The organism is Cellulosimicrobium composti (assembly GCF_010287905.1).
In the GTDB taxonomy this organism is placed as follows: Bacteria; Actinomycetota; Actinomycetes; order Actinomycetales; family Cellulomonadaceae; genus Cellulosimicrobium; species Cellulosimicrobium composti.
The window spans coordinates 20598-34668 of sequence record NZ_JAAFAN010000048.1 but is presented as its reverse complement, the minus strand read 5'-3'; the positions used below and the strand labels follow the sequence as shown (position 1 = coordinate 34668).

Genomic DNA, 14071 nt, shown 5'->3' with positions numbered 1-14071 from the left:
TGCGGGCGGCGGTTACGTTTCCCGGGGGCGCCCGCGGCGTTTCGGTGTGGTGGCCCCCCCCCCCCCCGCGCCGAGCACGGGGTTGCTGTCGTTATCGACGGGATAACGACAGCAACCCCGTGCTCGACCGCGAGGAAGGTCGTGCTCGGGTCAGGAGGGTCCGCGGCCGCGGCACGCGGCGACCGTCTCGCCCTCGACGTCGACCGACGCCACCCAGTGCCACGCCGGGGGCAGCGCGGCGAGCGCGGCCGCGGGGACGTGCACGGCGTCGAGTCCCGACCCGTCCGGCGTCGGCGGCACGACCTCCCCCGAGATCGCGCCGGCCGCCGTCCGCTCGACGCGGAACGGCGACCGGTACTCGCCCAGGTCGCTCCCGTCCCAGGTCTCGAGCCGCAGGACGAGCGCCGCGTCGAGCGGGCCGTCGACGGCGGTGCCCGGCGCGACGTCGAGCGCGAACGAGGCGTCGAGGCCGGGCTCGTCGGGCGCGCCCGCAGGGAGCGGCGACGGGCGGGTCACGCCCCACCGGGTCACCGTGCCGGGCATCGCCCACCCGGTCACGTGCACGTCGTCCACCGTCAGCGGCGAGCCCGCGGTCGTGGTCGGGGTGCACGACGACGCCCAGACCTCGCCGCTCGTGACCGTCGCCGGGCCGAGGACGAACACCGCGCTGCCGACCGAGAGCACGGTGGCCGCGCCCGTGACGGCGCGCGACGGCGTCGGGCCGCCCGACCCGGTGCCCGGGCCGAGGAACGGGACGGGCGGGCGCACGCGCCGCAGCACGACGGTGCCGCACAGCGAGTCGGCGAACGTGCGCCGCTGCGGGTGCCACAGCGGCCGGAGGAACCCGAGGTAGAGCAGCGCGTCGAGGGCATGAGCGAGGTCGCGCAGCACGGTGCGCACCAGGCCGGCGGGGCGCTCGGTCGCAGCGTGCACGACGACGATCCCCACCGTCCGCTTGCCCGGCGTCGCGCCGGTCCACGCCTGCAGCGCCGCGAGGGCGGCGGTGGTGCCGAGAGCCCACCACGTGCCTCCGGGGACGAGCTGCTCCGTGGTGACGCCGAACGTGATCACCGGGATCCAGGCCACCTCGTAGGCCGGGCCGACGGCGACGAACAGCACGGCCGCGACGATCGCCGTGTCGAGCAGCGACGCGACGACGCGGCGCGACCAGCTCGCGTACGCGTCGCGCGAGACGGGCGGGTCGAGCCCGGGCAGGCTCGGGTCGAGGTCTCCGGCTCCGACGCCGTGCGTCGGCCCCCTGCCGGTCGGGGCGTCGATGGCCACGCGCCGATCCAAGCACACCCTGCCGAGAACGGGGTTGCTGTCGTTATCGGGGCGATAACGACGGCAACCCCGTGGTCGACCGCGAGGAAGGTCGTGCTCGCCGGGTCAGCGGAAGGCGTGCCGCCTGCCCGCGACGACGGTCGCGAGCACCGGGACCATGAGCGCGAGCGAGACCCACGGGAGACCGGCCGGCCCGGCGACGGCGAGCGCCGCCCCGCCGACCGCCCCGCCGAGCGCGACGGACGTGTTCCACACGGTCACGAGCGCAGACTGAGCGACGTCGGCCCCGTCGCCCGCGGCCCGCGCCGCGGCGGTCGTGTAGAGCGTCCCGGCGCCGCCGAACGCGAAGCCCCACGCCGCGACGGCGAGCACGACGACCACCGTCGACGTCGGCGCGAGGCCGAGCGCGAGCATGGCGAGCGCGAACACGACGACGGACCCGAGCGTCAGCGCGCGCAGTCGCCGGTCGATGAGCGCGCCGACGAGCACGAGCGCCCCCGCCGAGGCGGCGCCGAGGACGAGCAGCAGCGCGCTCGTGCGCGACTCCTGGCCGAGGTGCGCGAGGTGCACGGCCACGTACGTGTACAGCGACGTGTTGGCGAGCACGTTGAGGCCGGTGACGAGCAGCACGGGTCGCAGCCCCGGGCGGGGGAGCACGGCGCGGATGGTGAGCCGGCCGTCGCGCGGGGTCCCGGCCGCGCGCGGCACGCCGAGCCGGACCCACGCGAGCAGGGCGAGCCCGACGAGCGAGAGGAGGCCGAACGTCCAGCGCCACCCGAGCGCAGCACCGAGCACGGCGCCCGCGGGGACGCCGAGCGTGAGCGCGAGCGGTCCGCCGGCCATGGCGATCGTCATCGCGCGCCCGACGCGCTCTGCGGGCACGATGCGGCGCACGTACCCGGGCAGGAGCGCCCACGTGAGCCCGGCGACGAGACCCGCGCCGAACCGTGCGACGAGCGTCAGCGGGAACGACGACGACACCGCCGTGACGGTGTTCGCGACGACGAACCCCGTGATCGTCACGAGGAGGAGCGTGCGGCGGTCCCACCGCGCGGTGGCGCGCGTGAGGGGGATCGCGGCGACGATCGCGCCGACGGCGAACGCGGTGACGGTCTGGCCGGCCGCGCCGGCCCCGACGCCGAGGTCGGCGGCCATCGCGGGCAGCACGCCCGCGGGCAGGATCTCGGTGAGCAGCGTGAGGAAGCCCGACGCCGCGAGCGCGAGCAGCGCGCCGACGGGCAGCATGCGTCGCAGGCGGGACCGGGTGTGCGGAGCGCCGGACGAGGGCGTGCCGGGGTCCGGGACGGAGGCGGTGACGTCGTGCGTGGGTGTGCTCGTCGTGGACATGGGGTTAGCATCGATGTCTGACATTGATGTGAAGGTCAAGCACCTGGTTGAGACGAGGTGGATCACGTGCGGATCGGCGAGCTGTCCCGGCGCACCGGGACCCCGACGCGGCTCCTGCGCTACTACGAGGAGCAGGGCCTGCTGACCCCCGAGCGGGCCGAGAACGGGTACCGCGAGTACGGCGAGCACCTCGTCGACCGCGTGCTCCAGATCCGCGGGCTGCTCGAGGTCGGCTTCACGACGCGGATCATCAAGGAGTTCCTGCCCTGCCTCGGGAACGCCCCGGAGATCCACCTGCACAACGCCTACCCGGACAAGATCGCCCTCCTCGAGACCGAGCTCGCGCGCCTCGAGGACCGCATCCGCATCCTCGAGAAGAACCGCGACGCCATCGCCGACTACCTCGAGCGCATCCGCCCCTTCGCGCAGCGCCCCGAGGACCGCGTCCCCGCCCGCGCTGCCACGAGCGCGGGTACCGCTTCCCCGCCGAACACGGGGTTGCCGTCGTCATCCCCGCGATAACGACAGCAACCCCGTGCTCGACGGCGCACAAGCCCGTTCTCGGCGGGCATGGCGGGGCGGCGGTGGCTCCGCGGGCGGCGGGGCGGCAGTGGCGGGGCGGTGGCTCGGCGGGGCGGCGCCCTACGCTGACGCGCATGGACCTCGCACGCTCCGTCCCGCTGTTCGTGCTCGCCGCGCTGCTGGAGATCGGCGGGGCGTGGCTCGTGTGGCAGGGGCTGCGCGAGCACCGCGGCTGGCTGTGGATCGGCGCGGGCGTCGTCGCGCTGGGGCTGTACGGCGTCGTCGCGACGCTCCAGCCGGACGCGCACTTCGGCCGCATCCTCGCTGCGTACGGCGGGGTGTTCGTCGCGGGGTCGCTCGCGTGGGGCATGGTCGTGGACGGCTTCCGCCCCGACCGGTGGGACGTCGCGGGTGCGCTGCTGTGCCTCGCCGGCGTCGCCGTCATCATGTACGCGCCGCGCGCGGAGTAGACGTCGTTCGAGCCGCGCGCCGTCGTCGAGCACGACGTTCCTCGCCGTCGAGCACGGGGTTGGTGACGTGATCGGCGGGATGACGACACCAACCCCGTGCTCGGCGGGTGAGAGCGGTCAGCGCAGCGGGTCGAAGGGGCGGATCTCGTCCGGGGTCTCGCCCGTCGTGACCAGGTGCGCGAGCGCGCGGCCGGTCGCGGGGCCCAGAACCATGCCCCACATGCCGTGGCCGCCCGCGACGTACACGCCGCGCGTGCGGGTCGCGCCGACGAGCGGGAGGCCGTCGGGCGTGACGGGCCGCGAGCCGACCCACTCGTCGTGGCGGTCGTCGAGGTCGACGCCCTGGAAGAGATGCCGCACGGACGCGAGGATCGCCTCGATGCGCCGGGGCTGGAGCGGCTCGTCCGGGCCGCGGAACTCCATGGTCCCCGCGATGCGGAAGCGGCCCTGGTACGGCGTGCACGCGACGCGACGCGCGGGCAGGTAGATCGGCGTCTCGACGGGCTCGTCGGTCTTCACCGTGAACGAGTAGCCGCGCCCCGCCTGCACGCGCGTGCGCACGCCGAGCGGTGCGGCGAGCGCGGGCAGCCACGCGCCGGTGGCGAGCACGACGACGTCGCCGCGCAGCACGACGCCCTCCTCGCGCTCCGCGGGTGAGCCGGATTCCCGTCCGCGCGCCGCGCCGGGTCCACCGCCACCGCGCGCGTCCTGCCCGACGGCGGCGCTCGCCCCGGACCCGCCGGCTCGCGCGAGGTGCGGGGCGGCGTCGGGGTGCACGGCCCGCGCGAAGACGCACGCGCCGAGCCGGCCGGGCTCGACGTCGAGCACCTCGAGGCCGGTGAGGACGGTCCCGCCGCGGGCGCGCACGGAGTCGGCGAGCGCGTGGACGTACGGCCCGGGCTCGATGAATCGCTGGCCTTCGAGCGCGAGCACGGTGGAGACCCGGTCGGTGAGCTGGTGCGCGCGCTCGCCGGGCTCGACGCGCCGGAGCGGCACGGTCTGCCCGGCGGCCGCGACGTGCTCGAGCTCGCGGATGAACGGGCGCGCCTCACGCGCGTGCTCGAACGCGACGGTGAACGGCCCGGGCGTCGTGCCGGCCTCGACGCCGTGACCGAGGCTCCCGCCGGCGGCGAGCTCGTCGAACGCGTCGAGCGCGACGCGGTCGATCGGGGTGAGAGCCGCCATCGCGCGGTCCCAGCGGCGCTGCGTCGCGTGCGCCATGAAGCGCGCGAAGAACGACCACAGGCGCGGGTCGAACCGGACCGGGACGTGGAGGGGCGCGGCCGGGTCGAGGAGCGCGCGCGGACCGTAGGTCCACAGCGACGGGTCGGCCAGGGGCATCGCCATGCCGGGCGTGAGCCACCCGGCGTTGCCCCACGACGAGCCGGCGGCGACGCCCTCGCGGTCGACGACGGTGACCTCGACGCCCTGCTCCTGCAGGTGCCACGCGGTGGCGAGGCCGACCATGCCGGCGCCGACGACGACGGCGGTCCGGGGTGCGGGGTGCCGGTCCGACGCGGACCGGCCGGGACGGGGACGAGAGGTGGTGCTCACGCCGGGCTCCTTCGACCGACGCCCGCCCCGCGGGTGGCGGGGCGGGCGCGTGGCTGGTGTGCGGCGGGATGGTGCCGCACACCTTCAGCGTGGTCGATCCTTCGGTGTGCGGCAAGATGTGACGCAGGATCGTCGTCGACGGCCGCCATTGACGACGACTCTTCGAACCGCGACCGGAGGAGACCCGCCGTGCCGAAGGATCTTCGACCCGCCGTCCTGGACGACGTCGACCGCCGCATCCTCGACGTCCTCGTCACCGACGCGCGGGCGACGAACGCGGCGATCGCCGCCCGTGTCGGGATCGCCGCCTCGACGTGCCACGCGCGCGTGCGCTCGCTCGTGGACCGCGGCGTGATCCGCGGCTTCCGCGCCGACGTCGACCCGGCGGCGCTCGGTCGCGGGCTCGAGGCGCTCATCGCGATCCGCCTCCAGGCGGGCGCGCGCAAGGGCCTCGAGGCGTTCCGGGACTACCTGCTCACGCTGCCCGACGTCGAGGGCGTGTTCTTCGTGACCGGCGACCGCGACTTCCTGCTGCACGTGGCCGTCGCGGACTCGGACGCGCTGCGCGACCTGGTCTCCAAGACGCTGAGCGTCCGGCCGGAGGTCGCGGGGACGAGCACGACGGTGATCTTCGAGCACGCGCGACCCTGACGGCGCGTGTCCCGGAGCGGCCGGGTCCACGGTCCCGCCCTCGCTGCGACGGGACGCGTGCCGGGGCACGGCGCTGTGAGCACCCCGGTGAACCGTGCTTCACTTCTTCGTGGGAGCCGCCCCGAGGCGGCCCGTGCGACGACCACGGAGGCACCGTGCCCTATCGCGAGACCCCCGCCACGCGGGCCGCCCGCGAGCGCAAGCGCGAGGCGCTGCTCGACGCGGCGCGCACGATCGTGGCGGAGCGCGGGTTCGCGGGCGCGAGCGTCCAGGCGCTCGCCTCGCGCGCGGGGGTCAGCACGGGCGGCGTCTACTCGTACTTCCCCACCAAGGCCGACCTGCTCGTCGCCGTGTTCCGGCAGGCCGTCGACGTCGAGCTCGACGCGGTCCGCGCGGCCGCCGCCCCCCAGGGCGACGACCCGCCCGACGGCAGCACGGTCGCCCGCCTGTCCCGCGCCGTCGACACGTTCGCACGCCGCGCCCTGCGCGGCCCGACCCTCGCGTGGGCGCTCCTGCTCGAGCCGGTCGACCCTGCCGTCGACGTGGCGCGGCTCGAGTACCGCCGCGCGTACGCCGCGACGTTCGCCGACGTCGTGCGCGACGGCGTCGCGGCGGGCGAGCTCCCCGAGCAGGACGTGGACGTCGTCGCGTCGGCGCTCGTCGGCGCGATCGGCGAGGCGCTCACCGGTCCGCTGTCCCCGCTCGCCGCCGGGGGAGAGGACGGCGACGGAGCGCCCGTCGACCCCGACGCGCGCGACGCCGTCGTCGCGACGATCCTGCGCGTGTGCCTGGGTGCCGTGGGCGCCCGGGTGCCGGCGCGCGAACCGACCTGACCGAGGCACCGCCCGCACGAGTACCGCCCGCAGCGCCGCAGGAGGACGCCGTGACGACCACCGGACCGCGACCCGCGCCGCACGTGACGCACCGCGTGACGAACCAGCCGCCCGAGCGCGTGGGCGTGAACGAGTACCTCGACCACCCCGTGCTGCGCGAGGCGGTGCGCGCGTACGGGGGAGCGTGGGGCGAGGAGCGGCTCGTCGAGGTCGGGGCGCTCGTCGGCACCGAGCGCTTCCAGCGCGCGGCCGAGCTCGCGAACGTGCACCCGCCGGTGCTGCGCACGCACGACCGCCGTGGGAACCGCGTCGACGAGGTCGAGTACCACCCGGCGTACCACGAGGTGCTCGGGGCGGCCGTCGCGCACGGCGCGCACACGAGCGCGTGGGCGGAGCCCGGGCCGGGCGCGAACGTCGTGCGCGGTGCGCTGTTCTCGCTGTTCGCGCAGGTCGAACCGGGCCACGCGTGCCCGGTCTCCATGACGCACGCGGCCGTGCCCTCGCTGCGGCACGCGCCGTCGCTCGCCGCGGTGTGGGAGCCGTGCCTGCTCTCCCGCGGGTACGACGGCGCCCTCGCGGCGCCGGGCAGCAAGCCCGGCGTGCTCGTCGGCATGGCCATGACGGAGAAGCAGGGCGGCTCGGACGTGCGCGCGAACGCGACGACGGCCGCGCCCGCCGGGGCGGACGGCACCTTCCTGCTCACGGGGCACAAGTGGTTCTGCTCGGCGCCGATGTCCGACGCGTTCCTCGTGCTCGCCCAGGTCCCGGGCGGGCCGGGCGGGACCGCGCGGGGCGGCGACGCCGCGCCGTCGTGCTTCCTCGTGCCGCGCGTGCTGGAGGACGGCACGCGCAACGTCTTTCGCGTCCAGCGCCTCAAGGACAAGGTGGGCAACCGGTCGAACGCGTCGTCGGAGATCGAGCTCGACGGCACCGTCGGGTTCCTCGTCGGGGAGCCCGGGCGCGGCGTGCGGACGATCATCGAGATGGTGTCGCGCACGCGGCTCGACTGCGTGCACGGCACGGCGGCGGGCATGCGCCAGGCGGTCGCCGAGGCGCTGTGGCACGCGCGCCACCGCAGCGCGTTCGGCGCGGCGCTCGTGGACCAGCCCGCGATGACCGCGGTGCTCGCCGACCTCGCGCTCGAGTCCGAGGCCGCGACGCTCACGTCGGTGCGCCTCGCCGCCGCGCACGACGGCGAGTCCGAGCACGACCGCGAGTTCCGCCGCCTCGCGACCGCCGTGAGCAAGTACTGGGTGTGCAAGCGCGGCCCGCACCACGCGTACGAGGCGATGGAGTGCCTGGGCGGCAACGGGTACACCGAGGCGTTCCCCCTCGCGCGCCGCTACCGCGAGCAGCCGGTCATGGCGATCTGGGAGGGGTCGGGCAACGTCATCGCGCTCGACGTGCTGCGCGCCATGGGCCGCGAGCCCGCGTCCGTCGCGGCGTTCGAGGCGGAGCTCGCCACGACGGCGGGCGCGCACCCGGTCCTCGACGCGCACGTCGCGCGCACGCGCCGTCTGCTCGCGGAGGTCGCGGGGGCCGACGCCGGGGCGCAGCAGGCGCAGGCCCGTCGCGTCGTGGAGTCGCTCGCCCTCGCGCTCCAGGCGTCGCTCGTGGTGCGGCACGCGCCGTCGGCCACGGCCGACGCGTTCGTCGCCGCACGGCTCGGCGACGACCGCGGCCACGGGTACGGCGTCCTGCCGGGCGGCACCGACGCGCGCGCGATCCTGGCCCGGCACACCGGGACGCCGTGAGCGGCTGGGCCCGGGACGACCGCGGCACCCGCCCGGGGGCGGGCGCCGCGGGAGACGGCCTCAGACGCGCCAGTCGAAGAGCCCGGTCGGGTCGTACGCCGAGCGCACCGCGGCGAGACGCGACGCCGTCTCGGGCGACCACGCCCGCGCGAGCGCCTCGTCCGTCCACGGGCCGGGCAGGAAGTTGATGTTCGTCTCGCTCGCCGCCCACGGCTGCGACCACTGCGTGAACGACGCCGCGGCCTCGACCATGTCGGGGAGGCGCGGGGGGTTCACGCCGACGAGGCTGAACAGGTAGCCGGCCGTGCGGCCGCCCGCGGCCGACCCGCCCTCGACGTCGCGCGCGCCCGCCCCGCCGAGGTGCCGGATCTCCGCGGCGACGAACGGCGAGCCGCTGCCGGGGCCGAGGTCGGCGAGGAAACGGTCGAGGAACGCGCCGTCGACGTCGCGCAGCCCCGCGCCGAACACCCACGACGGGGACGCGTCCTCGGGGTCTGAGTGGATCGAGGCGACGGCCGTCGTGGGGATCTCGCCGAGGGCGTCGGCCAGGACCGGCGCGAGCGCCCGCAGCGGTGCGGCGAGGCGCTCGCCCTCGGCAGCGTCGCCCGGGTACGCGAAGCGCAGGTTGAGCACGGTCTGCCCGCGCAGGTGCTCGGGGATGAACGGGAGGTCGGGCAGGGCGAGCACGACGGCCGAGGTCGTGACGTCGTCGGGCGCCGACGCGGTCCACCCGACCCACCCCCGCAGGACGTCCTCCACGTGCTCGGCGGCGAACGTGAGCGCGCCCGCGTACAGGGTCCGCAGGGGCGCGAGCTCGACGTCGACGCGCGTCACGATCCCGAACCCGCCCTTGCCGCCGCGCAGCGCCCAGAACAGGTCCGGCTCGGACCCGGCGTTCGCCTCGACGACCGAGCCGTCGGCGAGCACGACCCGGAAGCCGCGCACCCAGTCCGCCGTCAGGCCGTGGCTGCGGACGAGCGGACCGAACCCGCCGCCCAGCGTGTACCCGACGACGCCGACGCCCGTCGACGAGCCCGTGACCGGCGCGAGCCCGTGCTCGCCAGCCGCCTCGACGACCGTCTTCCAGCGGGTGCCGGCGGAGATCCGCGCGATCCGCGTCCCCGGGTCGATCTCGACGCCCGCGAGGTCGCTCGTGCCGAGCACGAGCCCGTCGGACACGTCCGACGCCGCGCCGTGGCCCGTCGCGTGGGCCCGCACGCGCAGGCCCCGGGCCGCGGCGAACCGGACGGCCTCGGCGACGTCGGCCTCGGTCGCCGCGAGCACCGCGACGTCCGGGTCGTGCGTGACGAGCGTGCTGTGCGGGGCGACGGCCTCGCCCGCTGTCGGGCCGCCGTCGGGCAGGTCGTCGCGCGCGAGGACGCGACCGGTGACGCGGTCGCGCAGCGCGGCGACGTCGGTGCTCGAGATCGTGGTGGGCGAGGTGGTCATGGTGCAGGTTCCCTTCGTCGCGAAGCGCGTCCGGACGTCCGGTGCGGTCACCGACATGACGACGCGCGGGCGTGGTGTGTGACACGAGCCCCGGGGAGTAGGGAGGGGCGTGGCGCGGGTTCGTGCCACACCTCGACGACGCGACCCGCGCCGACCGTGCGGTCGGACGCCGACCGCCGTCAGCCGCGGAGCGCGTCCAGGACCCGCTGGACCGAGGAGCCGAGGTTCCAGCGCTCGGCGAGGTCGGCGAGCGCGTCGGGGTCGGCCGGGCCGGCCGGCAGCGCGTCGCGGACCTCCCCGACCGGGGCGTCGCGTGCCACCCGCACGACGAGCGGCGCGACCTCGAGGTAGCCGGCCGCCTCGGTGAGCCGACGCCGCTGCGTCGCGGTGAGGCCGGGGTCGCCCTCGTCGCGCGCCGCGAGCACGCGGGCGAGGCTCCCGTACCGCGCGAGGAGCGCGGCCGCCGTCTTCTCCCCGATGCCCGGGACGCCCGGCAGGCCGTCGCTCGGGTCGCCCCGCAGGACCGCCATGTCCGCGTACGCGGCCCCCGAGGGCACGCCGTACCGCTCGGCGAGGCGCGCCTGGTCGACGACGTCGAGGTTCTTCACGCCCTTGGTCGGGTAGAGCACGCGCACGCCCGCCGCGTCGTCGACGAGCTGGAACAGGTCACGGTCGCCCGTGACGACCTCGACCGCGGCGCGCCCGGACGGGTCCGGCCCCTGGCCGGCCGCCGCGCGCCGCGCGACCTCACGTGCCGTGAGCGTGCCGATGACGTCGTCGGCCTCGTAGCCCGCGGCCCCGACGCGCGTGATGCCGAGCGCGGCGAGCACGTCGACGATCACGGGCACCTGCGCGACGAGCTTCTCCGGGACCTCCTCGACGCCCGTCGAGCCCGGGACCTTCTCGGCGACGCGGTGCTCCTTGTACGACGGGATCGCCTCGACGCGGAACGCCGGCCGCCAGTCGACGTCCCAGCACGCGACGAGGCGCGTGGGCCGCCGGTCGGCGACGAGCGTCGCGATCATGTCGAGCAGGCCGCGCACCGCGTTGACCGGCGTGCCGTCGGGGGCCCGGATCGAGTCCGGCACCCCGAAGAACGCGCGGAAGTACAGGCTCGCGGTGTCGAGGAGCATGAGCTCCCCGCCCGTCGGGCCGAGGTTGCCGGAGCGGGCGCCGTCGTCCGTGCTCTGCGTCATGGCGCCATCCTGCCGCACGGCCCTGACACGGGCAGGTGCGCGGCCGCGGGGGCGGCGGCGAGATCGGCAGCCCCCTGCTGGATCGGCGGTCCAGACCGCCGAGTCCGACCGGGGGTGCCGATCTCGCGCGCTACATCAGCAGGTCAGCGCGTCGTACGGCGCGACGACCCGGGTGCCGTCCACGACGACGGCAGCCTCGCCCGCGTCGACGTGCGCCGACCGCGTGCTGAACGACTGGTACGCCGCACGCCCGGGCGCGACGCCCGCGACCTCGCGCGTCCCGAACGGCGTCTCGAGCACGACGTCGAGCGGGGCGTCCCCGTCGTTGTCGGCACGGACGGTGACGTACGCGGTGCCGGCGAGGCACCGGGTCGTCGCGGTCGCGGTGACCGGGACCTCCCGCACCGGCACGCCGCCCACGCTGATCTCCGCGGCGCCGCCGAACTCGTTCCCCGCGATCGAGCTCAGGCCCACGAGCCGCAGGTACCGGCCCGTGCCCGTGAGGTCGACGGTCTGGGGCGCGAGCGTCGCGGTGAACGACCCGGTCGCCACGGGCTCGCCCCACTCGACGCCGTCGGCCGAGACGTAGACCTCGTACGCGGCGATGCGGCCGTTCGCCGAGTTCTGGCGGGTCGTGTACTGCAGGCCCGTCACGTCGTACTGCGCCCCGAGGTCGAGCGTGATGTGGTGCGGGTAGGGCGCCGACCCGTTGGCCCACCTCGTGTGCCAGAACGTGTTCGGGTCCCCGTCGATCGCGTTCGTCGCCGGCGCCTGCTCGCCCACGGTCTCCTCGCTGGACACGTCGTGGACGGACAGCAGCGACCGGTCGATCGGGTTCGCGAGCGGCCGCAGGTCGGACTCGACGTCGAGCGTGGTCGAGACCTCGCGCTCGCCCTGGCGCGCCGTGAACACGCGCTCGCCCGCGTACGTCGCCGCCGGGACGGGGACGTACCCGGTGAAGGTGCCGTCCGCGAGCGCGCGAACGGTGAACCGCACCGCGCCGTCGACGAGCACCTCGACGTGGCCGGGCTCGAACCCGGTGAGGGCGAACGGCTCCCAGCGGCCCGCGGCGACGCTCCCCCGTCGCCGAGCGACAGGGTCGGGTCGCCGGGCTCGACCGTCGTGTCCGGCGGGAGCGGGTGCGCCGGGTCGGCGTCGACGGTCACGGGGCCGCGCTCGCCGCGCGACGTGACGAGCTCGCACGCGTCGTCCGCGTCGAACGCCGCCGTGACGGTCGCGGTGTACACGCCCGAGGGGTGCAGCGCGTCGCGCGGCGCGTCGGTCGTGAACGTCACCGGCAGGGTGCGCGCCGGGCAGACGAGCTCCGCGGTGAGCGGCTCGGTGAGCGCGCTGCGGGACGCGGGGTCGCCGTCGTCCGCGGTGAGGTCGGGCTCGATCCGGGCGCCCTCGGCGGCGAGCTTGGTGCCCGGCGCGGCGACGTAGCCGACCGGCCAGGCCGCCGTCGCGCCCGTGCGGGCGTCGAGGTCGGCGGACGCGCTCGTCGCGGCCCACGTGGTGCGGGGCGACTCGTAGTAGCCGCGCCCCTGGACCGTGAGGTGCGCGCCGTAGTCGCCGAGGCGCTGCATGAACGAGTCGACGTCCTTGTCCTCGCGTGCCGTCCACCCCGTCTCGAGGACGGACGCCGCGCGCGGCAGGAGGAGGTACTCGAGCTGGTCGCCGCCGCGGACGGTCTCCGACCACAGCGGCGCCTCGACGCCGAGGACGGACTCCTCGTCGATGCCGCCCGGCACCGTCGTCGTCGGCTCCCAGTCGTAGTACCGGTCGGCGTCGCACGTGCCGCCGCACGCCCAGCTCAGGCCGATCGGCGTCGCGGACGTGTACTTCTGGTTGCGCGACGCGTGCCGCGGCGCGACCGTTGCGGCATGATCCGGTTCCTGCTGAGCTTCGCGATCAACGTGGTCCTCGCCGCCGTGGGCCTCCTCGTGGCGTCGAGCCTCTTCGACGGCGTCACCGTGCACGCCTCCGGCTTCGTGGTCGCCGTCCTGGTGTTCGCGGTGGCCCAGGCGGTCCTCGCGCCCTTCGTCTTCAACATGGCGCGCAAGTACGCGTCCGCGATCCTCGGCGGGATCGGCCTCGTGTCGACGTTCCTCGCGCTGTGGGTCGCGACGCTCGTCGGCGACTCGCTCGAGATCCAGGGTGCCGGGACGTGGATCGGTGCGACCGTCGTCGTCTGGGTGATCGGCGCCCTGGGCGGCTGGTTCCTCGGGTGGCTCGTCCTCAAGCGCTGGTGGGACCGACGTCAGGAGCAGCGCGCGATCCGCCAGGCGACGGCGAAGGGCTGACCGGGGCGCGACCACGGCGCTCGCCGCGGTGGCGCAGGAGCGCGTCGACGCGCTCGACGCAGTCCGGCCCGCTCATGGCCTCGGCCACGACGAGCCGCGCGAGCTCGCGCAGCGGGACGTTGCGGTCGTTCGAGGCCTGCGTGAGCCGCGCGAACGCCTCCTCGGGGTGCACGCCGTACGCGACGGCGAGGACGCCCTTGGCCTGCTCGATCGTGCCGCGCGTCGCCGCGGCCGCGGCGATGTCCCGGCGCGCGCGCTCGTGCGCGTGCTCGGCCACGGCGCGCGTGACGTCCACGAAGCAGCCGACGACCGCGACGACCGCGCCCGTCGCGGAGTCCCGGCGCCCCGTGCCGGCCATGACGAGGACGCGCTCGGCGCCCCGCGCGTCGACGACCCGGTGCACGCTCGAGAACGGCGCGCCCGTGGTCCGTGCCCGCTCGAGGGCCCGGCGCACGCGGTCGCGGTCGTCGGGGTGCTCGTGCGCGTGGACGAGGGCCGTCGTGGGCACGACCTCGCCGGGCGCGAAGCCGTGGAGGCGGTAGGTCTCGGGCGACCACCACCAGGTGCCGGCCGGGAGGTCGAGGCGGAACTCGCCGACCTGCGGGTGCGCACCCTGGGCGAGCAGCTGCTCGGTCGTGGGGTCGTCGATGGACATGGTGCTCTCCACATCGTCGTGCGTGGCGAGCCAGGTCCAGACTCGGGGTGCCG

At 76.0% G+C, this 14071-nt stretch carries 14 protein-coding genes and 1 pseudogene; 7 read left to right on the top strand and 8 right to left on the bottom strand.

Translation table 11 applies throughout. The features are described from left to right. Positions 1 to 150 precede the first annotated feature (150 nt). Positions 151 to 1284, bottom strand: a complete 1134-nt coding sequence (locus tag GYH36_RS13920; protein ID WP_162290132.1) for an RDD family protein — start codon at positions 1282 to 1284, stop codon at positions 151 to 153. A 105-nt stretch (positions 1285 to 1389) separates the two neighbouring features. Beyond that, positions 1390 to 2631: an MFS transporter gene (locus tag GYH36_RS13915; RefSeq protein WP_203231864.1), complete on the bottom strand. Its 1242-nt coding sequence runs from the start codon at positions 2629 to 2631 to the stop codon at positions 1390 to 1392. Positions 2632 to 2697: 66 nt separating this feature from the next. Between GYH36_RS13915 and GYH36_RS13910 the strand changes: the two genes are divergently transcribed. Beyond that, positions 2698 to 3153, top strand: a complete 456-nt coding sequence (locus GYH36_RS13910) for a MerR family transcriptional regulator (RefSeq protein ID WP_024840006.1) — start codon at positions 2698 to 2700, stop codon at positions 3151 to 3153. Between the two features lie 134 nt (positions 3154 to 3287). Beyond that, a complete protein-coding gene (locus GYH36_RS13905; RefSeq protein WP_024840005.1) occupies positions 3288 to 3623 on the top strand; it encodes a YnfA family protein in 336 nt (111 codons plus the stop codon). Between the two features lie 117 nt (positions 3624 to 3740). On the opposite strand, the gene GYH36_RS13900 is transcribed toward GYH36_RS13905, so the two are convergent. Then, entirely contained in the window at positions 3741 to 5177 is a 1437-nt protein-coding gene (locus tag GYH36_RS13900) for an NAD(P)/FAD-dependent oxidoreductase (RefSeq protein ID WP_115941619.1), read from the bottom strand. 189 nt (positions 5178 to 5366) lie between these two features. On the opposite strand from GYH36_RS13900, the gene GYH36_RS13895 reads away from it, so the two are divergent. The 3 genes from GYH36_RS13895 (at position 5367) to GYH36_RS13885 (ending at position 8415) form a co-directional block, all read left to right on the top strand. Then, entirely contained in the window at positions 5367 to 5828 is a 462-nt protein-coding gene (locus GYH36_RS13895; RefSeq protein WP_024840003.1) for an Lrp/AsnC family transcriptional regulator, read from the top strand. A 155-nt stretch (positions 5829 to 5983) separates the two neighbouring features. After that, complete coding sequence (locus tag GYH36_RS13890; RefSeq protein ID WP_162290131.1) at positions 5984 to 6661, top strand: TetR/AcrR family transcriptional regulator; 678 nt, start codon at positions 5984 to 5986, stop codon at positions 6659 to 6661. A gap of 50 nt (positions 6662 to 6711) precedes the next feature. Next, positions 6712 to 8415 (top strand): acyl-CoA dehydrogenase family protein, encoded by a 1704-nt coding sequence (locus GYH36_RS13885; protein WP_162290130.1) that lies wholly within the window; start codon positions 6712 to 6714, stop codon positions 8413 to 8415. A 60-nt stretch (positions 8416 to 8475) separates the two neighbouring features. Here GYH36_RS13885 and GYH36_RS13880 read toward each other — a convergent pair whose 3' ends face one another. The 3 genes from GYH36_RS13880 to GYH36_RS19340 form a co-directional block, all read right to left on the bottom strand. After that, positions 8476 to 9864, bottom strand: a complete 1389-nt coding sequence (locus GYH36_RS13880) for an FAD-binding oxidoreductase (RefSeq protein WP_162290129.1) — start codon at positions 9862 to 9864, stop codon at positions 8476 to 8478. Positions 9865 to 10043: 179 nt separating this feature from the next. Continuing rightward, on the bottom strand, positions 10044 to 11060 hold the full coding sequence (locus tag GYH36_RS13875) for a 5'-3' exonuclease (RefSeq protein WP_246209411.1): 1017 nt from the start codon (positions 11058 to 11060) through the stop codon (positions 10044 to 10046). A gap of 135 nt (positions 11061 to 11195) precedes the next feature. Then, positions 11196 to 12056: a discoidin domain-containing protein gene (locus GYH36_RS19340; protein WP_312028641.1), complete on the bottom strand. Its 861-nt coding sequence runs from the start codon at positions 12054 to 12056 to the stop codon at positions 11196 to 11198. A 192-nt stretch (positions 12057 to 12248) separates the two neighbouring features. Between GYH36_RS19340 and GYH36_RS19335 the strand changes: the two genes are divergently transcribed. After that, on the top strand, positions 12249 to 12503 hold the full coding sequence (locus tag GYH36_RS19335; RefSeq protein WP_203231869.1) for a hypothetical protein: 255 nt from the start codon (positions 12249 to 12251) through the stop codon (positions 12501 to 12503). A 182-nt stretch (positions 12504 to 12685) separates the two neighbouring features. Here GYH36_RS19335 and GYH36_RS20475 read toward each other — a convergent pair. Continuing rightward, a pseudogene (locus tag GYH36_RS20475) lies at positions 12686 to 13039 on the bottom strand (family 20 glycosylhydrolase); the annotation flags it as partial. On the opposite strand from GYH36_RS20475, the gene GYH36_RS13860 reads away from it, so the two are divergent. After that, complete coding sequence (locus tag GYH36_RS13860; RefSeq protein ID WP_162290127.1) at positions 12944 to 13363, top strand: phage holin family protein; 420 nt, start codon at positions 12944 to 12946, stop codon at positions 13361 to 13363. The pseudogene GYH36_RS20475 and the gene GYH36_RS13860 overlap by 96 nt on opposite strands. On the opposite strand, the gene GYH36_RS13855 is transcribed toward GYH36_RS13860, so the two are convergent. After that, positions 13299 to 14018 (bottom strand): PAS and ANTAR domain-containing protein, encoded by a 720-nt coding sequence (locus GYH36_RS13855; protein ID WP_162290126.1) that lies wholly within the window; start codon positions 14016 to 14018, stop codon positions 13299 to 13301. The genes GYH36_RS13860 and GYH36_RS13855 overlap by 65 nt on opposite strands. Positions 14019 to 14071 lie beyond the last annotated feature (53 nt).

Excerpts from the sequence above, each read along its gene's own strand:
- GYH36_RS13915 (WP_203231864.1), bottom strand. The coding sequence starts at position 2,631 with ATGTCCACGACGAGCACACCCACGCACGACGTCACCGCCTCCGTCCCG.
- GYH36_RS13905 (WP_024840005.1), top strand. The coding sequence starts at position 3,288 with ATGGACCTCGCACGCTCCGTCCCGCTGTTCGTGCTCGCCGCGCTGCTG.
- GYH36_RS13880 (WP_162290129.1), bottom strand. The coding sequence starts at position 9,864 with ATGACCACCTCGCCCACCACGATCTCGAGCACCGACGTCGCCGCGCTG.
- GYH36_RS13875 (WP_246209411.1), bottom strand. The coding sequence starts at position 11,060 with ATGACGCAGAGCACGGACGACGGCGCCCGCTCCGGCAACCTCGGCCCG.
- GYH36_RS13860 (WP_162290127.1), top strand. The coding sequence starts at position 12,944 with ATGATCCGGTTCCTGCTGAGCTTCGCGATCAACGTGGTCCTCGCCGCC.
- GYH36_RS13855 (WP_162290126.1), bottom strand. The coding sequence starts at position 14,018 with ATGTCCATCGACGACCCCACGACCGAGCAGCTGCTCGCCCAGGGTGCG.